Source organism: Paenibacillus wuxiensis (assembly GCF_040195695.1).
GTDB classification, from domain to species: Bacteria; Bacillota; Bacilli; order Paenibacillales; family Paenibacillaceae; genus Paenibacillus_B; species Paenibacillus_B suaedae.
In genome coordinates, this window is sequence record NZ_JBEFZI010000007.1 from 1 (window position 1) to 21,781 (window position 21,781).

At 47.4% G+C, this 21,781-nt stretch carries 19 protein-coding genes, 14 tRNA genes and 2 rRNA genes; 33 read left to right on the forward strand and 2 right to left on the reverse strand.

All coding sequences use genetic code 11. The features are described 5' to 3' along the window. The 16 genes from ABN764_RS16430 to ABN764_RS16505 all read left to right on the forward strand — a co-directional run. A 23S ribosomal RNA gene (locus tag ABN764_RS16430) occupies positions 1-123 on the forward strand; the annotation flags it as partial. Positions 124-259: 136 nt separating this feature from the next. After that, positions 260-376: ribosomal RNA gene (rrf, locus tag ABN764_RS16435) — 5S ribosomal RNA — on the forward strand. A gap of 9 nt (positions 377-385) precedes the next feature. Then, positions 386-461: transfer RNA gene (locus ABN764_RS16440), tRNA-Asn, on the forward strand. Position 462: 1 nt separating this feature from the next. Beyond that, positions 463-555, forward strand: a tRNA-Ser gene (locus ABN764_RS16445). Between the two features lie 4 nt (positions 556-559). Next, positions 560-634: transfer RNA gene (locus ABN764_RS16450), tRNA-Glu, on the forward strand. A 107-nt stretch (positions 635-741) separates the two neighbouring features. Next, positions 742-817 (forward strand) — tRNA-Met (locus tag ABN764_RS16455). A 45-nt stretch (positions 818-862) separates the two neighbouring features. Then, positions 863-938: transfer RNA gene (locus tag ABN764_RS16460), tRNA-Val, on the forward strand. 63 nt (positions 939-1,001) lie between these two features. Then, positions 1,002-1,077, forward strand: a tRNA-Val gene (locus tag ABN764_RS16465). 6 nt (positions 1,078-1,083) lie between these two features. Then, positions 1,084-1,159 (forward strand) — tRNA-Met (locus tag ABN764_RS16470). Positions 1,160-1,164: 5 nt separating this feature from the next. Continuing rightward, a tRNA-Asp gene (locus ABN764_RS16475) sits at positions 1,165-1,241 on the forward strand. A 33-nt stretch (positions 1,242-1,274) separates the two neighbouring features. Further along, positions 1,275-1,349, forward strand: a tRNA-Glu gene (locus tag ABN764_RS16480). A gap of 14 nt (positions 1,350-1,363) precedes the next feature. Continuing rightward, positions 1,364-1,439, forward strand: a tRNA-Lys gene (locus tag ABN764_RS16485). A 249-nt stretch (positions 1,440-1,688) separates the two neighbouring features. Continuing rightward, a complete protein-coding gene (locus ABN764_RS16490) occupies positions 1,689-2,810 on the forward strand; it encodes an ROK family protein (protein ID WP_174810929.1) in 1,122 nt (373 codons plus the stop codon). Positions 2,811-3,062: 252 nt separating this feature from the next. Beyond that, entirely contained in the window at positions 3,063-4,175 is a 1,113-nt protein-coding gene (locus ABN764_RS16495) for an MDR/zinc-dependent alcohol dehydrogenase-like family protein (RefSeq protein WP_021257049.1), read from the forward strand. A 16-nt stretch (positions 4,176-4,191) separates the two neighbouring features. Then, positions 4,192-5,877 (forward strand): ribulokinase, encoded by a 1,686-nt coding sequence (locus tag ABN764_RS16500; protein ID WP_446672556.1) that lies wholly within the window; start codon positions 4,192-4,194, stop codon positions 5,875-5,877. Between the two features lie 65 nt (positions 5,878-5,942). Next, positions 5,943-7,223: an MFS transporter gene (locus ABN764_RS16505; protein WP_446672557.1), complete on the forward strand. Its 1,281-nt coding sequence runs from the start codon at positions 5,943-5,945 to the stop codon at positions 7,221-7,223. Between the two features lie 60 nt (positions 7,224-7,283). On the opposite strand, the gene ABN764_RS16510 is transcribed toward ABN764_RS16505, so the two are convergent. Then, entirely contained in the window at positions 7,284-8,150 is an 867-nt protein-coding gene (locus tag ABN764_RS16510) for an AraC family transcriptional regulator (protein ID WP_268625956.1), read from the reverse strand. A gap of 163 nt (positions 8,151-8,313) precedes the next feature. Here ABN764_RS16510 and ABN764_RS16515 point away from each other — a divergent pair, with 163 nt between their 5' ends. The 17 genes from ABN764_RS16515 (at position 8,314) to yajC (ending at position 20,805) form a co-directional block, all read left to right on the forward strand. Further along, on the forward strand, positions 8,314-9,333 hold the full coding sequence (locus ABN764_RS16515) for an asparaginase (RefSeq protein ID WP_446672558.1): 1,020 nt from the start codon (positions 8,314-8,316) through the stop codon (positions 9,331-9,333). 213 nt (positions 9,334-9,546) lie between these two features. After that, positions 9,547-9,621, forward strand: a tRNA-Gly gene (locus ABN764_RS16520). 6 nt (positions 9,622-9,627) lie between these two features. Further along, a tRNA-Arg gene (locus ABN764_RS16525) sits at positions 9,628-9,704 on the forward strand. A gap of 26 nt (positions 9,705-9,730) precedes the next feature. Next, a tRNA-Leu gene (locus ABN764_RS16530) sits at positions 9,731-9,813 on the forward strand. A 6-nt stretch (positions 9,814-9,819) separates the two neighbouring features. After that, positions 9,820-9,896, forward strand: a tRNA-Pro gene (locus tag ABN764_RS16535). Between the two features lie 191 nt (positions 9,897-10,087). Beyond that, positions 10,088-10,612: an RNA polymerase sigma factor SigY gene (sigY, locus tag ABN764_RS16540; protein ID WP_174808285.1), complete on the forward strand. Its 525-nt coding sequence runs from the start codon at positions 10,088-10,090 to the stop codon at positions 10,610-10,612. Then, positions 10,605-11,006, forward strand: coding sequence for a YxlC family protein (locus tag ABN764_RS16545; protein WP_021257043.1), 402 nt, complete (start codon positions 10,605-10,607; stop codon positions 11,004-11,006). The genes sigY and ABN764_RS16545 overlap by 8 nt, the downstream gene beginning before the upstream one ends. Beyond that, positions 10,999-11,205 (forward strand): hypothetical protein, encoded by a 207-nt coding sequence (locus tag ABN764_RS16550; protein ID WP_021257042.1) that lies wholly within the window; start codon positions 10,999-11,001, stop codon positions 11,203-11,205. Before ABN764_RS16545 ends, ABN764_RS16550 begins: the two co-directional genes overlap by 8 nt. A 365-nt stretch (positions 11,206-11,570) precedes the next feature. Further along, positions 11,571-12,311 (forward strand): BofC C-terminal domain-containing protein, encoded by a 741-nt coding sequence (locus ABN764_RS16555; RefSeq protein WP_446672559.1) that lies wholly within the window; start codon positions 11,571-11,573, stop codon positions 12,309-12,311. 171 nt (positions 12,312-12,482) lie between these two features. Further along, positions 12,483-13,658 (forward strand): cation:proton antiporter, encoded by a 1,176-nt coding sequence (locus tag ABN764_RS16560; RefSeq protein WP_446672560.1) that lies wholly within the window; start codon positions 12,483-12,485, stop codon positions 13,656-13,658. A gap of 135 nt (positions 13,659-13,793) precedes the next feature. Beyond that, positions 13,794-14,297 carry a crossover junction endodeoxyribonuclease RuvC gene (gene ruvC / locus ABN764_RS16565; RefSeq protein WP_036592604.1) on the forward strand — a complete coding sequence of 168 codons (504 nt, stop codon included), beginning with the start codon at positions 13,794-13,796 and terminating at the stop codon, positions 14,295-14,297. After that, complete coding sequence (gene ruvA, locus ABN764_RS16570; protein ID WP_021257038.1) at positions 14,294-14,920, forward strand: Holliday junction branch migration protein RuvA; 627 nt, start codon at positions 14,294-14,296, stop codon at positions 14,918-14,920. The genes ruvC and ruvA overlap by 4 nt, the downstream gene beginning before the upstream one ends. Positions 14,921-14,934: 14 nt before the next feature. Beyond that, complete coding sequence (ruvB, locus tag ABN764_RS16575; RefSeq protein ID WP_021257037.1) at positions 14,935-15,945, forward strand: Holliday junction branch migration DNA helicase RuvB; 1,011 nt, start codon at positions 14,935-14,937, stop codon at positions 15,943-15,945. 62 nt (positions 15,946-16,007) lie between these two features. After that, a complete protein-coding gene (locus ABN764_RS16580) occupies positions 16,008-18,173 on the forward strand; it encodes a SpoIID/LytB domain-containing protein (RefSeq protein ID WP_446672561.1) in 2,166 nt (721 codons plus the stop codon). A 12-nt stretch (positions 18,174-18,185) separates the two neighbouring features. After that, complete coding sequence (queA, locus tag ABN764_RS16585) at positions 18,186-19,232, forward strand: tRNA preQ1(34) S-adenosylmethionine ribosyltransferase-isomerase QueA (protein WP_446672562.1); 1,047 nt, start codon at positions 18,186-18,188, stop codon at positions 19,230-19,232. 20 nt (positions 19,233-19,252) lie between these two features. After that, positions 19,253-20,389, forward strand: coding sequence for a tRNA guanosine(34) transglycosylase Tgt (gene tgt / locus ABN764_RS16590; protein WP_021257034.1), 1,137 nt, complete (start codon positions 19,253-19,255; stop codon positions 20,387-20,389). Between the two features lie 101 nt (positions 20,390-20,490). Continuing rightward, the gene (gene yajC / locus ABN764_RS16595; RefSeq protein WP_021257033.1) at positions 20,491-20,805 is read left to right on the forward strand and encodes a preprotein translocase subunit YajC; all 315 of its coding nucleotides are present in this window, start codon (positions 20,491-20,493) and stop codon (positions 20,803-20,805) included. Between the two features lie 105 nt (positions 20,806-20,910). On the opposite strand, the gene ABN764_RS16600 is transcribed toward yajC, so the two are convergent. Then, positions 20,911-21,771, reverse strand: a complete 861-nt coding sequence (locus ABN764_RS16600) for a phosphatase PAP2 family protein (protein ID WP_021257032.1) — start codon at positions 21,769-21,771, stop codon at positions 20,911-20,913. Positions 21,772-21,781 lie beyond the last annotated feature (10 nt).

Here is a 21,781-nt window from a genome sequence, read left to right on the forward strand (position 1 = left end):
CCCCTCAAGATGAGATTTCCCAATTAGTAAGACCCCTTGAAGACGACGAGGTAGATAGGTTGGAGGTGGAAGCACAGCAATGTGTGGAGCTGACCAATACTAATCGGTCGAGGGCTTATCCTATTGATTCAGAGCACGACACTTTCGCATTCAGTTTTCAGGGTGCAATGTTTTGGAGTCTGACTAGTGCAGACGAAGAAACGCACACAGCACTTGGTCGTGCTGAACCTGAATTTCATATTGGCTAATGCCAATGCTGTTTGGTGGCGATAGCGGAGGGGTTCCACGCGTACCCATCCCGAACACGACCGTTAAGCCCTCCAGCGCCGATGGTACTTGGACCGCAGGGTCCCGGGAGAGTAGGACGTCGCCAAGCAGTTAATATTCCCTGATAGCTCAGTTGGTAGAGCACTCGACTGTTAATCGAGTTGTCACAGGTTCGAGTCCTGTTCGGGGAGCCATGGAGAGATGTCCGAGTTTGGTCGAAGGAGCACGATTGGAAATCGTGTAGGCGCCACAAGCGTCTCGAGGGTTCGAATCCCTCTCTCTCCGCCAGTTTGGCCCGTTGGTCAAGGGGTTAAGACACCTCCCTTTCACGGAGGTAACAGGGGTTCGAATCCCCTACGGGTCACCATTTTATGAATGAAATTACGTAGTACAGGGTACTAGTCAACTAGATAGGAACCATCTGAACAGGGTGGGATCATTACATTCAAATTTGTTAGTATCCAGCGTGAATATCGCGGGGTGGAGCAGTTGGTAGCTCGTCGGGCTCATAACCCGAAGGTCGCAGGTTCAAGTCCTGCCCCCGCAACCAAATATGTAATCACTATCTTATATAGGATTGCGATTGAGTTGTTAAGGACACTTAGCTCAGCTGGGAGAGCACCATCTTGACAGGGTGGGGGTCAGCGGTTCGAACCCGTTAGTGTCCACCATAAAGAGCTATGAAATAATTTTTGATAGATTAAGATACATAGCATTTATATGAAATATTATATGGACGCTTAGCTCAGCTGGGAGAGCATCTGCCTTACAAGCAGAGGGTCGGCGGTTCGATCCCGTCAGCGTCCACCATTATATCGCGGGGTGGAGCAGTTGGTAGCTCGTCGGGCTCATAACCCGAAGGTCGCAGGTTCAAGTCCTGCCCCCGCAACCAAATATGGAGCTGTGGTGTAGAGGCCTAACATGCCTGCCTGTCACGCAGGAGACCGCGGGTTCGAATCCCGTCAGCTCCGCCATTTTTCTTCTTGAGAAATGATCAAATTGAATAAGGCCCGTTGGTCAAGGGGTTAAGACACCTCCCTTTCACGGAGGTAACAGGGGTTCGAATCCCCTACGGGTCACCATTTCTCTCTTATGAGAGCCATTAGCTCAGTTGGTAGAGCACCTGACTTTTAATCAGGGTGTCGAAGGTTCGAGTCCTTCATGGCTCACCAGTTTGTGCAATTTTCAGCCTGATGCGGAAGCGTCGGGCTTTTTTTGTCGTTGTTTGGACAAGGAGAGCTGATTCGAGAGAGCGTAAGATGCTCTGAGTACGCAATCTTTGATTTAAGGGTGCTAATTTGTACTACCCCTAGAATTATGATAAGGGCATGCTCTATTGATGTTTTATTCGAAAGACATTATGATTAAAGGAATAGATAACTAACTCCTTTTATAAAAGGGTTTCAATAAGGTGGGACGTTATGGTGGTAGACAAAACCGTTAATATTAAGGAATTCAATCGAAATCGAATATATATGCTGCTGCGGCAAGAAAAAAACTTATCTAAGCAGGATATTGTGCAGCATTTGCAGATTAGCTTACCAACCATTACGCAGAATTTAAATTATTTGCTGCAGGAGAAGCTGATTGCGAATACGGGGACCATTGGTAATACCGGAGGACGCAATGCACAGGTCTATTCTTATATAAGCGATGCCAAAATCGCTATTGGCTTAGATATTACGCGGAACCATGTCACAACTGTGGTTGTTGATTTAAATGGGGATATTATTCATATAAACAGAAGAAGACAAAAGTTTGAAACCTCGGATCCTTATTTTCAGCTATTGGGAAATATCATTCAGGAGGACATAAAAGAACTGGATATTGACGATTCGAAAATATTAGGTGTCGGCATCGGGGTGCCGGGATTGATTACGGAAGACCACCAGACTGTCTTTTACGGGAAGATCCTGAATTTCACCGGAGAGACGCTGCAGCGCTTCACCAAGTACATACCGTATCCGGCCATTCTTGTGAATGATGCGAATGCGGCTGGGTTCTCGGAAATATGGGCAACGCCGGACACGAAAAATGCATTTTATATTTCTCTTAGCAATAATATTGGCGGGGCCGTTTATATTGGAAATAAAGTGTTTGCCGGAGAGAATCAAAAGAGTGGGGAAATCGGGCATATTACGATCATTCCAGACGGTCTCCCTTGTTATTGCGGTCAAAAAGGCTGCCTTGAGGCATATTGCTCAGCTTCTTTATTAGCAGATACAGCTGATGGGAGTTTGGGGCGTTTTTTTGAGGAGGTACAGGGTGGCAATCGTGAAAAGCTGATCGTATGGGACAACTATTTGCGCCATCTTTCGATAGCCATTAATAATATTCGCATGCTGTTCGACTGTGACATTATCCTTGGCGGTTACGTAGGGGCTTATATGGAGAATCATATCGATAAGTTGAAGAAGCTGGTGGCCAGCCGCAATACGTTCGAAGATCATGCAGATTATGTGCGGATATGCAGTTATAAAACCGAGGCTATTGCCGCTGGGGCTGCCCTGCCGTTCATCGATCAGTTCATTAATCAAATATAAGAAGATACCAAGCTTATAACAATCGCATGGAGTCGGTTTAAAGGAGCCAAGTTCCTTTACCTGCTTCATGCGTTTTTTTATCTTTCAATCGGCTGAACAAGCAGGAGATGCTTCGCATCTTGTGCTGCAAAATAATACTTATTTTTTAAATTGCATATTGACAAGAAGGACGAGAGGGAATATCCTTGCATTAAGTAGTTTTATAAAACACTTTAACAAAAGTAATTTACTTATTGGGGAGGCGGATGCATAATGAATCAACAACAATCTACCAGCTTAAAAGCCACGACAGGGAACGTACCAGCAACTATGAAAGCGCTTGTAGCGTATGGGAAGCATGATTACCGCTTTGAAGCCAACTATCCTACGCCTGAATGTGGGCCAGACGATATGATCATTAAAACGGAAGCATGCGGCATTTGCGCAGGAGACTTGAAGTGCATGCATGGCGCAGCAATGTTCTGGGGCGACGAGACACAGCCAGAATGGGTGAAGCCTCCGTTTATTCCGGGGCATGAATTTTTAGGAACAATCGTAGAAATTGGCGAAAATGTAACCGATTTCAAAATTGGGGATCGAGTAACTGCGGATCAGATCGTTCCTTGCCAAGAATGCAGATTTTGCAAAAGAGGGGAGTACTGGATGTGCCAGCCCCATAACATATTCGGTTTCCAAGGCTCGAACAACGGGGGAATGGCGGAATATGTTCGATACCCAAAAACGGCGGTTGTCCATAAGGTGCCTGGACAGATGGAATTGGAGTCCGCGTTGCTGATTGAGCCCTACGCTTGCTCGAAGCATGCCGTGGATCGGGCGCAAATCGGATGCGAGGACGTCGTCGTTATCTCTGGGGCGGGGCCTCTCGGTTTAGGAATGATCACATATGCGAGAATGAAAAATCCAAAAAAATTGATTGTGCTGGATTTGGTTGAGAACCGTTTGGAAAAGGCGAAGGAATTTGGCGCGGATATCGTCCTCAATCCGAAAGAGACGGATGTGGTTCAAACGATTTTGGATATGACGGAGGGTTACGGTTGCGACATCTACATCGAAGCTACAGGTCATCCTTCCAGCGTAACGCAAGGATTGAGCATGATTCGCAAGCTTGGACGCTTCGTAGAATTCAGCGTGTTCGGGGAGCCGACTACCGTGGATTGGTCCATCATCGGCGACCGCAAGGAGCTGGATGTATTGGGATCTCACTTGAGCCCGTATTGTTACCCATTCGTCATTGAAAATGTTGCAAACGGCAATCTGAAAACGAACGGCATTGTGACTCGTAAGTTCCCGATTGAGCAATGGGAAGAAGCCTTTGAATATGCATCTGGTAAGCATGGTGACTTCAAGGTAGCGATTACGTTCTAAAAAGGGTGAATGCAAAATGGAGAAATATGTAGTTGGAATTGATTATGGCACATTAAGTGCCCGTACGATACTTGTTAACGTATCCACTGGAGAGATAAGTGCATCTGCAGAGATGAACTATCCTCATGGCGTAATGGATCAGGTGCTGCCGGACGGCGTAACGAAGCTGGGGCCGGATTGGGCTTTGCAGCATCCGCAGGACTATTTACAATGCACCACTGCAACGCTGACAAAGGTTCTGGATTCGAGCGGCATTGATGCCCGCCAAATTATTGGCGTCGGCACCGATTTTACGGAATGTACGATGCTTCCCGTAAAGGCGGATGGAACGCCCCTATGCATGCTGGATGCATACAAGAACAATCCGCATGCGTATGTGAAGCTGTGGAAGCACCATGCGGCAGCAGAGGAAGCCAACCGACTGAATGATATAGCCCGTATGCGGGGCGAGGAATTTTTGGACTTCTACGGTGGGAAAATTTCTTCAGAATGGATGTTTCCAAAAATATGGCAAATTCTTAATGAAGCACCCGAAATATATGAAGCCGCTGATCGGTTCATGGAGCTTGCCGATTGGATTACACTACAGCTAACTGGAACAGAAACACGAAATAGCTGCACAGCTGGATATAAGGCCATATGGCACAAGCAAAACGGATTTCCATCAAATTCATTTTTGAAAGCGCTCGATCCAAAGCTGGAACACGTCGTTGACGAGAAAATGTCGAGAACCATTTATCCGGTAGGCACCAGAGCAGGATCAATTACAGAAGATAGTGCAAAATGGACGGGGCTGGCTGCGGGGACAGCGGTATCCGTAGGAATAGGCGATGCCCATTGCGCCGTAATCGGCTGCGGGATTACGACTCCCGATATTTTATTGATGGTGATGGGGACATCCGGCTGCGACATGCTGGTCAGTGAAACAGCAGTGAAGGTGCCGGGCATTAGCGGCATTTGCGAGGACGGCATTTTGCCTGGGTTCTACGGCTATGAGGCAGGACAATCCTGCATGGGAGACCATTTCTCATGGTTCGCGAATCACTGTGTGCCAGAGCATCTAGGGCAAGAGGCCAGAGCTGCGAACAAGCATGTGCTGCAGCTTCTCAATGAGAAGGCAGAGAAGATTAAGCCCGGCGCCAGCGGCTTGATTGCGCTGGATTGGTGGAATGGAAACCGTTCCGTTCTGGTGGATGCGGATCTGACAGGATCAATGTTCGGCATGACGACGGCTACGACAGCCGAAGAAATGTACAAAGCATTGGTTGAAGCAGTTGCATTCGGGAAGCGGATGATTATTGAGAACTTTGTACAGCACGGAGTTCCGATTGCCAAAATCATGGCCACAGGCGGGATTGCGGAAAAAAGCCCATTCATTATGCAGACCTTCGCGGACATCATCGGCATGCCGATTCACGTCGCGTCAACTCAGCAAGGAACAGCGATGGGGGCCGCCATGCTCGGAGCCGTAGCGGCAGGCAGTACTAATGGAGGATACGACTCCATTCAGCAGGCTGGGAAAGCAATGGGTGGAGGCATTAAGAAAACGTATGAGCCACAAGGTAAGCACCGGGACATTTATAATCGACTCTATGCCCAGTATGTGCGGCTGCATGATTATTTTGGGCGCAATGAACAGAGTCCGATTAAACAATTGAAAGCGATTAAATTGGAAGTGATGGGTGGAGAGAGTTCAAATTAACATCTTTATAGAATAGCTGCATTACGGACAGTAGAAGAAGGAATAGATCATCCAGGAAAGAAGTGATGCACTTGAAAGACAAACATATTTTGGACAAAATAGGTATTCCTTCATCTCTAGCTTGGGGCTATCTCGGCATTCTGATCTTTATGATGGGGGATGGTCTGGAGCAGGGATGGTTAAGCCCATATCTGGTTGAACAGGGACTCACCGTACAGCAATCCGGCATTTTATTTACGGTATACGGGGTTACGATTGCATTGTCTTCTTTCCTGTCCGGATTATTCGTTGACGCGATTGGACCTAAAAAAGCAATGTTGACCGGGTTAATCCTATACATTCTCGGTTCCGTAGGCTTTATTGGTTTAGGAATTACCCAGCTTTCATTTGCAACGATGCTGCCGACGTATGCGTTTAAGGGTCTCGGCTATCCTTTGTTCGCATACTCGTTCCTCGTCTGGATCGCTTATCAGACACCTCAGAAGAAGCTGGGAACGGCTGTCGGCTGGTTCTGGTTCGTGTTCACTGGGGGCATGAACGTACTCGGCGCATACTATTCCACCTGGGCATTGAAGCACTTGGGGCATATCAATACACTATGGAGTGCAATCGTATGGGTACTGCTTGGGGCATTGTTCGCACTGGTCATCAATCCCGGCGGTAAGCTGGATAAGTCCAAGGCAGAACAGCATGACAACAAAGTAAAAGAGCTTGCCAAAGGATTGGCAATTGTCAAAAAGGAACCGAAAATCGTATTGGTCGGCTTAGTTCGCATCATCAATACGGCTGCACAATTCGGCTTCCCCATATATATGCCGCTATACATGGAGAGTCAAGGCATTAGCATTTCGTCCTGGCTGCATCTATGGGCTATGATTTTTATCGGAAACATCGCGTTCAACCTGCTGTTTGGCATTGTGGGCGATAAGCTTGGCTGGAGAAATACGGTAATGTGGTTTGGATGTGCAGGCTCGGCCTTCTTTACGATTTTACTCTTTTACGTTCCTCAACTTGCGGCAGGCAATGTATGGCTTGTGCAAATTGTCGGGATTTTGTGGGGCGGATGTCTGGCAGGCTTCGTGCCATTGTCTGCGATAGCCCCGTCTTTGGTAAAGGAAGAAAAGGGTGCAGCGATGTCAATCTTAAACCTGGGCGCGGGATTGAGCGCATTCGTTGGTCCAGCTCTTGTTGCTTTATTTATTGGAAGCCTCGGTTACGCCGGCATTACGTGGCTATTCGCTGGGCTATTTGCAGCAGCAGGCGTTATGATGATTTTTGTCACGCTCCCTGCTGAGGACAAAAGAACGAAGGACGCGAGTGCACACACCGAAATTGTAAGCGCTTAATAAGGTTACCTAAAAAAGCAGCTCTTCTCCACTTGGGAGAGGGCTGCTTTTATCATAATGCTAGCGATCAATTTTCTGGTAACTATTGTTTGTTCGGTATAAGGTAGGACTGATTCCATACACGTAGGTAAACTGATTTGAGAAGTAATGAATTGAATCGTAGCCCAACATTAGTGCGATTTCCGTAATTGATTGGCGGCTTTCCATCAACAGAACGGCCGCCTTTTTCATGCGAGCCTGCAGCAAATACGCTTTAGGCGATGCTCCTGTCTCTTGCTTGAAAAGCCGATAAAATTGGGACTTTTCCAGCCCGCATTCGCTGCACCAGTAATCAACCGAATGCCGCTGCTCGGGATGTTCGTCCATTCGCTCCAAGATTCGAGCTATGCGGTAATCCGTAGGAATGGGCAATCTGCTTGCATCGAACCATTGAATCAGCCAGGAGTAAAAACTAGCTGATGCAGCCTGCTTCGTATAGCAGCCGCGCCGATTATATGCGGTAAGCACATGCTTCATCAGCTCAATGAAGTAAGGATAAGGGCGAAGCGAAGTGCAGGTCGGCAATGATTCCAGTTCTGTGCAAGGGTTATGTGCGGTTAACCACCTCGGATCGAATTCATCCCATTCATAAGCAAAGGTAGGCTGGTTCGGCGGAGGAGCCTCCCATAGATCGCAGTAGATATTACATGCATTCATCGTTTCATTTGGTGCATGCTCGAAGGAATGCCATTGTCCAGGGCGGACAAAGATGAGCGTGCCGTTCGCGACCGCATATCGTTGGTCATCTATCGTCATATGGCCATGGCCGTCCAAGAATAAGTGGAATGCATAGCTGTATCCTCTGCGCAGCTGTTCCTCTCGCGTTCCTCGGTAATTATACATATGCGCTGCACGGATGTATGGCCTTATATCCGCAATGGTCATCATGCCTATCCCTCCGGTTCGTTAGCGGAAATTTTTATAACTGACAGGAACTTGTTATAAATACGAGCAGCTAGGAACATGATACTATGTTTGCAGAGTTATGTCATGATAGGGGAAGTCTTGAAATGAGAATGATGACAGCATGTGTTGCCGAGGAGGAACAATAATGGTTGATTTGGGCAAGGTGTTAGTAGAGGAATCACGAGGCGGTTGGTTGGAATGTGCATATACAGGACATATTGTAGGTGTTAACGAACAAGCTGAGACACTATTCCATGTTGGCGACCCTGACTATGTAAGCTTTATGCGCTCTTCTTCGAAGCCGGTGCAGGCGCTCCCTGCTTTGTTAGCAGGTGTTCCGGAGCATTACGGATTAAGTGAGGAAGAGATCGTCTTAATGACTGCATCTCATCGTGCACAGCAGTTCCATGTACAAGCACTGGAATCGTTCATGAAGAAGACGGGGATCACTGAGGATCAATTCGTATGCAAGCCTACCTATCCACTGAATGGCGCTGCAAGGGACGAGCGGATTGCCAACGGGCAGCCACCGCGCTCCTTATATCACAACTGCTCGGGCAAGCACTTAGGTGTTCTGGCATTATGCAAGATGATGGGGTGGCCAACCGATAACTATGCAGAACCGGAGCATCCCGTTCAGCAGAAGGTGCTGCGCTTGATGTCTCAGCTTGCTGATGTGCCTGCCCGGCAAATTAAATTAGGAACGGATGGCTGCGGGTTCCCGGTATATGCGATTCCAATTCGCAATATAGCCCTCTTGTATTTGAGATTGGCTTGTCCGGATTTAATTGCAGATGAGGAAGTGCGCAGAGCGATTACACGCTTGACGGGTCTAATGAACAAACATCCATTCTATGTATCCGGAACGGAGCTTATTTGTCCAACACTGCTGCAGGATCCGAATATCGTAGCGAAAGGCGGAGCCAAAGGCATCTATTGCTTCGGCTTGCGCGATCAGAGAATAGGGATAGCCTTCAAAGTGATGGACGGATCGGAAGATCAATGGCCGATCATTGCTGCTGACATTTTAGAGCAGATTCAATACCCGACGACAGCAACCATTGAACGCTTAAAAAAGCTGAGCCCTGCGGAGACGAAAAACGACAATGCGAGGGTAGTAGGAATTCGCAAGCCTGCTTTTACACTTGAGTGGGTTAGATCATAAGAAACTAAGAACATACTATTAGAACCTGCTTGTATGAGCTGAGATATGGCTTGGCAAGCAGGTCTTTTGGCAAGAAAAAAATACCATCAAAAAATCTTTAAAAAAGATTTGCAATTCAATTATCAGTCTGATATATTATTACTTGTCCTTGTTGAACGGCAACGACGACAACGAAGCAAATGAAGTTGTACAGATTGGTTAATACAATAATATGCGGACATAGCTCAGTGGTAGAGTATCGCCTTGCCAAGGCGAGGGTCGCGAGTTCGAATCTCGTTGTCCGCTCCAGAATATGCGCCCTTAGCTCAGCTGGATAGAGCGTTTGACTACGAATCAAAAGGCCGGGAGTTCGAATCTCTCAGGGCGCGCCACTTAATTTCATAATGGATACTACTAAGCCGGTGTGGCGGAATTGGCAGACGCGCGCGACTCAAAATCGTGAGGGAAACCGTGGAGGTTCGAGTCCTCTCACCGGCACCATCCATTCGGGACGTAGCTCAGCTTGGTAGAGCACCTGGTTTGGGACCAGGGGGTCGCATGTTCAAATCGTGTCGTCCCGACCATTATCATCAACCGTCGGTTATAACCGACGGTTTTTGCTATTCTAATCCTTCTTTTTTTCCACCCTTCCTTCCTAAATGATTATTTCAACTTTTTTAATAATTCCCTTGAACGATTCCTAACGATAGTTCGTAATATAGTTGCTTTGCGCAAAGCTCGTTGCGTTATGATATTAAGGAAAGGAGGCGAATACATGTCTGAGCAGCATCGGATAGAGCGAGCAGTCAGAGGAGACATGGATGAACTTGCTGTGCTGCTGCATGAGAATTACTCCTTTCTATATAAATATGCCTTGAAATTAACGATGAGCTCTTCGAATGCTGAAGATTTGGTTCAAGACACGATGGTGCGGTGTATGGAGAAGATTCATACGTACAATGGGAGTTCACGATTCTCGTCATGGCTAATTACGATTGCGACACGCCTGTTTTATGACAAGATGCGCCGCAAGAAAGTGGAGAGCAAATGGCGAGAGCAGGAACAAGCTGTACGTCAGCTGCGCTATCAAATGGAATCAAGCAATATGGAGTGGACGGCAGCGCTGGAACTCCTTAGTGAGCTGTCCTACGAACAGAGGACTCCAATTGTGTTGAAATATTATTATGGATATCAGGTTAATGAAATTGCAGAAATGTTGAACGTTCAGGCAGGTACGATAAAGTCACGCATGCACTATGGCTTGGAGAAGCTGCGGAAGGAGTGGAAGCAAGATGAGTGAGAAGCAAGATAACAAGAAAGGACATGTAGATTCTCTACATCAAGTACCGATGTCCAATCATGCTACACGTCCGGAACAGGACTCGGTGTGGGAGGAGAGACTGCATCCTCACTGGGAACACTTAGATGAATGGAGTGATCGCCATTCTCCGCATCCGAGTGCTGCCCACATCCAGCAGGTATTGCTTCAGGCGAAGAAGAGGAACCGTAAACGGCTGTGGAAAGAACTGCTTGTCTTATGGAGTGCTGCATTGCTGCTAGTTGGCGGCGGGTGCAGTCTTGCCCAAGCGAATTGGTATATCTATGTCTGGATGCAGCTCATTTCCCTGTGTGGCGCAGTTCTTATCTGGGCAATTTGTATCCATCCGAGCAATGGGAGTGAGCAGAATGAATAATGGTACTGAGAATGTCCCTTGGTGGGTCTGGGTTCTAATTGGAATCATTCTGCTCATTCAAGGAACTTGGTTGTTTCTGGATGCTCGCAGGCGGAATAAGTACCCTTGGTTCTGGGGGATTTGGGGATTCACGGGAACCCCTCTCCCGCTGCTTGTCTATATATGCTTCGTTATTCGGCCGTGGAGAAAATTGAAATGAAGGAACAGACAGAATTAATTGTATAACTTCCCCTTTATCTGGGCCACACTATAAGAAAAGCCTCCAAGTATATAAGTGCGTGTTCAAAAAGACCGGTTTTCAGCACCGAGAAGATTGGATGAAGCTAGGGCCTGAGGAGCGGAATGTACGTTTTGGGTACATGAGCACCGGAAGGTCCGGCTGAATTCAAGATTCGATGCCGAGTCCACTTCATGATTTACTTCGTGATCAAAAGCGGACTTTTTGAACAACCTCTATAAGTGATGATTCTGGCGGCTTTTTCTTGTGAGCAAAGCAAGATGATTCGGGCATCGTGGAATCAATTGCTCTACTCAAAATTAACAAGCAGTTAGAGGGGATTACTTATGGCTCGAGAACACCGTACCGTCTCTAGGTTCTATTTTCGAGTGAAGCAATGGAAGAAGCGTCTGCGGCGCTTCCGCAAGCCGATATGGTCTTTGGCTGCAATTGTGTTGTTCGTAGCGGTAGTTGCCATCGGGATACAGTTGTCTGATCGAGTGCGCAATATGCTGGCGGACTATGATAAGCCATCTTCGATTGAGACCTTCGCCTTATGGAAGGATAATGAGTCTAAGCTTAATGAATCAGCCCAGCTTGTGATCGCGCAGTTGATTCAGCAGGATGAACAGCGTGAAGTCATTGCTCGCAAGCAATATATATGCGGAAAAAATGATGAAGTGTTGGGTGTAAAGCCAACACGTGACATTATTCAGCTCGTGCTCAACCATCCAGACTGGTCAGTATCCATGGATGCAAACGGACGGGTGATCCTGGAGGAACAGGTTGAAGAGTTGTCAGGTACATGCAAGGATAAGGCGCATATTAGTCTCGATAAGGATGGGAATTTGACGTTGTATGACGGTCCACCTGAAGGTGGAAAGGTGATACGTACATTTTTCCAATTGGATGTAGAGTCCATGGAGAGTTCGCTCCCTCCGAAGGTAATGAAGCAGTTATATCAAGGGATTCGCATTACAGATGTCGATGCTTATCATAGTGTGCTGTCTACGTTTAGCGATTATGCGATCGAAGAAACGAAGAAAGTCATGAAACCAACCCACCTGAATGAACGTATTACAAAATAGAGGCAGTAACAAGTAGGACGCCGTAACCGACGTCCTTCTTTTTTTGTATATTCTCGGGTTTAGGTCATGAAATGTAACATAAAGAAAAATGGTATGGATTGCCCTTAGCCACCTACAAAAAAAATGTCGGTTTGCGGTCATAATAATTGTACAGCGGAAAGGGGAATGCCAATGGAACTTATTCTCATGTTGCTCATCATTTTGGCTTCGACAAAGATCGCAGGTGATCTCACTGTACGATTGGGTCAACCAGCCGTACTTGGTAAACTCATTGTGGGGATAATTATCGGTCCAGCTGTGCTCGGATGGGTTTCAGACGGTGAACTAATTAAGGAAATGGCGGAAGTTGGCGTCATTTTGCTGATGTTCATTGCTGGTCTGGAGACAGATTTGGATGAATTGAAGAAGAATTGGAAGGCGGCATTCGCAGTAGCAATCGGCGGAGTCATTCTTCCGTTTATCGGTGGATATAGTGGTGGTCTATTGTTCGGATTAGATTCGAACCAATCCATGTTTGTTGGTTTGCTGCTCTGCGCAACATCGGTAAGTATTTCGGTACAGACACTGAAGGATCTAGGACAGCTTAGCACTAGGGAAGGTACGACGATTCTTGGTGCAGCCGTCGTGGATGACATCCTGGTTGTCATACTTCTCGCCTTCATGCTCAGCTTGCTCGGTGCAGGCGGTGGCGCTTCAATCGGACTTATTATCGGGAAGAAAGTTCTTTTCTTCGTAGTAGCAATACTAGCAGGGATTTATGTAGTGCCTCGAGTAATGAAGTGGCTTGCACCGCTTCGTGTTACCGAAGCCGTTATTAGTGCGGCGCTTATTATTTGCTTTGCCTTTTCTTACTTTGCAGACTATTTGGGCGTTGCAGGCATTATTGGTGCATTCGCTGCCGGGATTGCCATCTCGCAGACGAAGTTCAAGCATGAGGTGGAGCATCGCCTTGAGCCAATTGCTTACGGTATCTTCGTACCAATCTTCTTCGTAAGTGTTGGGATTAATGTCAACTTCGAAGGCCTCGGGGAGTATGTATGGTTTATTGTATTGTTTACCATCATCGCGATTGTAACGAAGCTGTTCGGCTGTGGATTGGGAGCTCGATTGACTGGATTTGATCGCAAGAGTGCGATCGGGATCGGATCCGGGATGGTATCCCGCGGTGAGGTTGCACTTATTATTGCAACGACGGGTCTTGAAGGCGCCTTGTTCGATAAAGTGTATTTCACACCATTCGTTATTGTCATCATTATGACGACATTGGTGACGCCTCCGATGCTGAAGATAGCATTCCGTCATTCTACAACTGAGACAGCGGCAAATCAAGTATCAGCTGGGAAGTAATCGGCCGTAATTAGGCTGTTTTCCCTGCAAACATCATAGGAATGACTCATTCTCTTCTTCACGATCTATGTTATAATGGAGTGAACACATATGTTCGCTTACTGGTACATGGATGCGGTGAGGGAGAGATTTTTTTTGCGTATTTTGGGGATTGACCCAGGGATTGCGATTGCAGGATTTGGGTTTGTAGATAAACAAGGAAGTCGGATTGTACCTGTACAATATGGCTGTATTCAGACAGAACCTTCGACAGCGCCGGAGATGCGGCTGCTGCAGGTGTATGAAGCTACGGAGCAGCTGCTAGACAAGTATAAACCAGATTCTATGGGAATAGAGAAATTGTTCTTCAATCGAAATGTCACGAATGCGTTTGCTGTTGGACAAGCACGCGGTGTTATCATTCTAGCAGCTGCCAAGCGCGGCATACCGATTGCAGAATATACGCCCATGCAGGTGAAGCAGGCTGTTGTTGGTTATGGGAAGGCAGAGAAGAAGCAGGTTCAAGAGATGGTGAAGCTGTTCTTGAAGCTGAAGGAGATACCGAAGCCCGATGATGTTGCTGATGCTCTTGCGGTGGCGATATGCCATGCGCATTCGAGTGGGCTTAATGACAAATTGAATGGAGTATGGCGATCATGATCGATTTTTTGCGTGGACAGGTTGCTCATTTAGAAACCGAATATATCGTCTTGGATGTTCAAGGCGTTGGGTACCGTGTCTTTACCCCGAATCCCTATGCTTTTGCAAAGCAGGAAGGGGCAGTCACCGTATATATTCATTATCATGTGCGTGAGGATGCAACATTGCTCTTTGGATTCAGCTCGCGAGAGGAGCAGAAGCTATTCCGCAGGCTGATCGATGTGAACGGAGTAGGGCCGAAGGTAGCGCTTGGCATTCTAGCAGGCTGTGGCAAGCCGGAAGCAGTTGTAACTGCCATTCAGCAAGAGAATATTGTGTTCTTAACGAAGCTGCCGGGTATCGGCAAGAAGACGGCTCAGCGTATCATTCTGGACCTGAAGGATAAGCTGGACGGTATCGGACTGGATATCCATCCGGACGCCTTGTTCATGAATGTCACAGTAGCAGACGATGACAGTGTGGACGGCAATGTATGGTCAGAAGCTAGAGAAGCACTCAAAGCATTGGGATATACGGAGACAGAACTTGATCGTGTATGGAATGACTTGCAACATCGCATTCATGCGGATGAAAGTGTAGATTCTTTAATGAAGAAGGCGCTGCAGGCGTTGTTTAAAGGATAAGAAAGGCGGTTAAGATGGAAGAGCACGAACGCATCATATCAGCCAATTGCATGATGGAAGATCAGGCAGTCGAGTTAAGCCTAAGACCGCGTTATTTGTCCGAGTATATCGGTCAGTCGCAGGTGAAGGATAATTTGAAGGTTTTCATTGAAGCTGCTAAGCTCCGCAAGGAAGCGCTTGACCATGTCCTGCTGTATGGACCTCCTGGTCTTGGAAAGACGACCTTATCTAACATTATTGCCAATGAACTTGGCGTAAATATTCGTACGACTTCGGGGCCGGCGATTGAGAGACCGGGCGATCTCGCGGCATTGCTAACGAACTTGCAGGAAGGGGATGTCCTCTTCATAGACGAGATTCATAGACTGCATCGGACTGTAGAAGAAGTATTGTATCCGGCTATGGAGGACTTTGCACTCGATATTATTATCGGGAAGGGGCCGAGCGCCAGATCCGTGCGTTTGGATCTGCCGAAGTTCACCTTGATCGGTGCCACAACTAGAGCGGGATTACTCTCGGCTCCACTTCGTGATCGCTTCGGCGTCGTGAGCCGCTTGGAGTTCTACAATAAGGATGAATTGAGCTATATCGTGTCGCGTGCCGCGGACATATTGGAAGTCCAAATTGTGGGAGAAGCAGCGGATGAGATTGCTGTTCGCTCAAGAGGGACACCGCGGATTGCTAACCGATTATTGAAGCGGGTGAGAGATTTCGCACAAGTACGTGGTGATGGCATCATTACCGCAGCCATTGCGAAGGAATCGCTGCGCCTTATTCAGGTTGATCCACTTGGCCTTGATCAAATTGATCACAAAATGCTGCGCACGATGATTACGAATTTTCGTGGAGGCCCAGTAGGGCTGGATACAATTGCGGCAACGATTGGCGAAGAGAGCCAGACCATCGAGGATGTATACGAGCCGTATTTGCTGCAAATTGGTTTTCTTCAGCGGACACCTCGGGGGAGAATGGTTACCCCTCAAGCCTATACTCATTTAGGATTGCCTATACCGGAACAAAATTAAGTAAAACGCGTACAAATTGGCGTATGCAGAGGAGACGTGACAGAAGAAAGGAATGGGGAAACTTGAATAACAACAGGAACGTTATCCGATCCGTTGCAAGTGTGCTTACGGGGGCTCTTCTGCTATGTGGAGCTCCGTATGCTCTTATGCAGCCAGCTAACGTCGCGTATGCGGCAGCAAGTAACGAAGCAAGACCTGAGCAAGCTGCTCTTCAGAATCATATCCGAGTGGCTTTGTTCGCTAATTTGAGCAAAGGATCACCTGGGCAAACATCGCTCCTGTCTCTGGCCTCCACAGCATCGCTGCAATTGGAAGCACGAATTGGAGCGAGTTCCAAAGGCAGCGTTGATGTGGAAGGTGGACAAGCTCGCTTTAGTGCGGATGATTATAAAGTGAAATTACTCGAAACCGATGATTTAACTGAGGCGCAATCGGTTATGAAGAAGGCACAGTCTTCAGGGCCAGCATATATTACCCAGATTCCAAGACGTGGAACGACATTCTTCGCTGTCTATGTCGGCAGCTATACAACCAGCAAATCTGCCTCCCAAGCTATGGACAAGATGCGTGGAATGACGGTGAATGGATATGAACCATCCGTCGTTGGCCCCCATTATGTGCAAGCTGGCACATATGGCTCCCAAGACGAGGCTAAAAATGTACAACAATCCTTGTTGGATGCAGATCTTGATGCTTATGTGGTGACATTGGCAACGGATAGTGGAGTGCGGACAGCGGTCTGGGCAGGTCAAGCTGCTTCGGATGCACAGCTTAGCGGGATACAAACTGTAGTCGCATCGAAGGGATATGCGGCGGGCGCTGTACAAGCCCAAGGTGCTGCTGTACATAGCATGGAATCGACGGGCAACGCGCTTACTCCTCATTATCGCGTATACGGCAGTGCGAAGTGGATTGTGAAGCCGAAAACGACGACGACGATTAAGGTAAGTGAACGAAGCGGAAGAGCGTACCGCGGCGTGATGGAGGTTAGTTTATATAAGGACAAGCTGGCGCTGGTTAATGAAGTGCCGCTTGAAGAATATTTGATATCGGTCGTTGGTGGAGAGGTCTATTCCAGCTGGCCGATGGATGCATTGAAAGCGCAGGCGGTAGCCGCCCGCACATTTGCGCTGTATCAAGGAAACAAATTCGAGATTGCCAATGTGGTAGATACAACATTAAGCCAAGCCTACTTCGGTGTGGAGAAAGAGCATCCAGACATTAAGAGAGCCGTGGAAGAGACTGCTGGAGAAGTGTTGATGCAGAACGGCAAGCTAATCGAGGCCATTTTCAATTCCAATGCAGGCGGCAAGACGGCTGATCCGATGGAAGTCTGGGGCGGTTCTTACGATTACTTCCAAGTTGTCGATAGTCCAGACGATGTCGCAGAGGCAGGTTCCAAATCATGGTATCGCGTATCCTTGCCAGATGGTAAGACAGGATATGTTCGTGAGGATGTAGTGAGTCTATCCGGGCAGACGGCAACCGTTCTTGAAAATGGTACGAATGTACGCCCAACACCGGCTATTCAGACAGACGTTCAGCCTGTAGGGAAGGTTGATAAGGGTACAAAGTTAACTGTGCTTGAAACGATTAAAGAAAATAATGAAATGAATTGGGTACGAGGCCCTTATACAGCGGAGCAGATTACCAGCTGGCTGAAGGATCGGACAGAGACGACATTAAGCGGAACGATTAAGACTCTAGCGGTTACGGAAAGAGGTCCATCTGGACGTGCTGTCAAGATCGAAGCTAATGGCAAGCCTGTCGCGGTTAGTTATCCAGACAACTTCCGTTATGCATTTGGCGGTCTGCCGAGTACTTTGTTCGATATCGTTCCTGGCGGATCAGGTGTGGTGTCTGATGTCCTCAGCAATGGCAGCGGGACAGGCACATCCTCGATTTCTATCGTTGGGGCAGATGGCAAATTGCAATCCGTTAAAGATACCTCACAGCTTCGTGTTGTCAGCGGCAGCAGCAAGACAAGCGGGAAGCTCCTAAACAGCATGGTAGCTGTAAATGGGAAAGGTACGACAAGCAAAGTGTCGCCTACCAAGGAAGAGCAGAAGCCAGTCGTAGAAGCGACATCGTTCTTGTTTGTTGGCAAAGGTAATGGGCACGGAATCGGAATGTCGCAATGGGGTGCCAAGGGATTAGCCGATCAAGGGTATGACTATAAAGCGATTTTGCAATACTATTACAAAAATGTAGAGCTAGTGAAGCGTTAGGACGGATAGCAGATGAATGTGGACTTATATGATTTTCATTTACCAGAGCATTTGATTGCGCAGACACCGTTGGCAGTACGGACTGCATCTCGATTATTAACATTGAATCGCCAGACTGGTGAAGTGGGGCACCATGCATTCCCTGAAATCATAAATTATTTACAGCCAGGTGATTTATTGGTACTGAACGACACTCGGGTTATCCCTGCCCGGTTGTTCGGAGTTAAGGAAGATACGGGTGCTAAGGTGGAAGTTCTCTTGCTCAAGCAGGAAGAGAATGATTGCTGGGAAGCGCTCGTGAAGCCAGGGAAGAAAGTCAAGCTGGGAACGGTTGTAGTGTTCGGTGATAAGTTGAAAGCGGAAGTATTGGAAGAGCGTGAGATGGGGGCGAGATTGCTACGCTTCACATATGAGGGCATTTTCAATGAAATATTGGATGAGCTTGGGCAAATGCCCCTTCCTCCATATATTAAAGAACAACTGGATGATCGTGAACGTTATCAGACCGTATATGCGAAGCACGAGGGATCTGCTGCTGCACCTACGGCAGGATTGCACTTTACGAAAGAACTCCTAGCGGAAGTGGAAAATAAGGGAGCTCGAATTGCGTATGTTACCCTTCATGTAGGATTGGGCACGTTCCGACCAATGTCTTCTGATACGATTGAAGAGCATGTCATGCATTCGGAATATTATGAAGTGAGTGAAGAGACGGCACGAACAATTAATGAAACGAAAGAGCAAGGCGGCCGTATAGTTGCAGTAGGAACTACATCAGCAAGAACACTAGAAACGGTTGCAGGGAGATTTGTCGGAAAGGCGATTGAGCCGTGTTCGGGCTGGACAGACATTTTTATCTATCCAGGATATGAATTCAAGCTTGTGAACTCGCTACTAACGAACTTTCACCTCCCGAAATCGACATTAGTGATGCTTGTCAGCGCACTGGCTGGCCGTGAACATATTATGGCTGCCTATCAGGAAGCAATTGAGCAGGAATATCGCTTCTTCAGCTTTGGCGACGCCATGTTCATTTATGATAATGCAACGGAAACCTAATACAAGGATGAGATACAATTATGGCAGCAGTTACTTACGAATTAATTAAGACATGCAAGCAGACGGGAGCGCGGCTTGGCAAGGTTCATACCCCACACGGCTCCTTCGAAACACCAATTTTCATGCCTGTCGGGACATTGGCAACGGTAAAGACGATGAGCCCAGAAGAGTTGAAAGAGATGGAAGCCAAGATTATATTGAGCAATACGTACCATCTCTTCCTTCGTCCAGGGCATGAAATCATTCGCGAAGCTGGCGGGCTTCATAAGTTTATGAATTGGGATCGTGCGATTTTGACGGATAGCGGCGGGTTCCAGGTATTTAGTCTTAGCGATATGCGTAAGATTGAAGAAGAAGGGGTTCACTTCCGTTCCCACTTGAATGGGGACAAGCTCTTCTTGTCTCCAGAGAAGGCTATGGAGATTCAGAATGCGCTAGGCTCTGATATTATGATGGCATTCGATGAATGTCCTCCATATCCGGCTGAACCTCAATATATCAAGCCATCGCTTGAGCGTACAACTCGTTGGGCGGAACGTTGTTTGGAGAGCCATGCTAGACCACACGATCAAGCACTGTTTGCGATTATCCAAGGTGGCATGTATGAAGACCTTCGTCGCCAGAGTGCGAAGGATTTGACTTCGATGGATTTCCCGGGGTATGCTATTGGAGGACTTAGTGTAGGTGAACCGAAACACTTGATGTACGAGGTGCTGGATTACACAACTCCGTTGCTTCCGGCTAATAAGCCCCGCTATTTGATGGGGGTTGGATCACCGGATGCTTTGATCGAGGGAGCTATGCGCGGAGTGGACATGTTCGACTGCGTACTTCCTACACGCATCGCTCGCAATGGTACGACTATGACAAGCCAAGGCCGTCTTGTTGTACGGAATGCGAAGTATGCTCGTGACTTCGGGCCGCTTGATCCGAAGTGCGATTGCTACACATGCCGCAACTACTCGCGTGCGTATTTGCGCCATCTCATTAAGGCAGATGAGACATTTGGTCTTCGCTTGACGACTTATCATAACTTGTATTTCCTGGTGAACTTAATGAGTCAAGTACGCGAGGCGATCCGTGAAGATCGACTGCGCGATTTCAGAGACGAATTCTTTGAAGCTTATGGAATGGACCGCAACGAGAGCGGGTTCTAACAGTAGACATGCTGCCTGCTGAATCGTTCACATTCGTGGATGCTTCAGCTCGTTCGGCAGTCTATACATAATTATTTCATTATTGAAAGGGGGATACATACATGTTGATAGCAGGAGCAGAGGCAGGAGGAACTGGTGGGTTTCTTCAAATGTTATTGCCGTTCGTCTTGATGTTTGCAGTATTTTACTTCTTGTTAATCCGTCCTCAGCAGAAGAAGCAGAAGCAGCGGAACTCAATGCTTGGTGCATTGAAAAAGGGAGACAAGATCGTAACGATTGGCGGTCTTCATGGCAGCATCATGGAAATTACGGACGACACAGTCGTGTTGCGTGTAAATGACGTTACAAAAATGACATTCGATCGCAGTGCAATTAGTCAAGTTGTATCTGTAGATGAATCTTCAAGCGCATCCTAAGATGCCAAGCATAGGAGAAGGGGCTCACCGTTGCATGAGATGCAATTGGCGAGCCCCTTCTTTCGTTGCATCATGCGCCGTATGCTGAAGGGAGTAGGAGCATGATTAGCTTATGTCGTTGGAATTGGTATAAGACTTGCTGAATGTCTTCTGCCGATCTGGCAGCAAGCTGAGCTTGGGTTGAACACCAGCAAGCTTCAAGCCCACCCATGATGCAACCATAGCAAGTACAGTTCCAGCCAGCATATCAGTTAACCAGTGAATGCCGAGGTAGAAGATCGAGAACACAATAATAATTGCACTTGCGGCCGTAAAGATGGCCCATCTTCGATTGCCAGACTGTGAAGCGAGCAGAGCGACCGTTACAGAGATCGACGTATGCAAGCTTGGGAAGCAATTATCGATACCAGAGAATGCGCGATATTGCTCCTCGAAGTTCGGGAACACCTCCAGCATGCGGAAGCTGACCCCGGCTGGTGCATACGACCATACCTCATTAACTGGGAAAAATAAATAGAATGGGATAGCTACGATGTAGTTAATCATAATGGCATAGCATACAGCGTGCGCCATACGGATATTCCCGTTTGTTGTATAAATCCCGAGTGAGGCTACGATAAGTGCTTGAAAGACAACAATATAGAAAAAGGAAACAAATTGCGTTAATAACGGATGATTGAAAATCTGCTGTACACTGTATACGAATTGCCCTTCAAGTTGATGAATATTGGAAGTGAAATCCCAATTAATCTGCAGCATTTTTTCGAGCGTAAGCTCCATGCCGTTGACCATGAGAATAAGCACCATCGCAATGAGAGCAATAAGAAAAGAACGTGATGTCCACAGTGATCGTAGAAATGCTCCAGCGACAGCTAGCGGCTGTCTGCGTGAACCGAACCAGACGAGCACAATGACGGTTACGATGGTCCACAGCGTGACAGTCTGCATGGATTGAAATAGAACCACGAGAATCCCC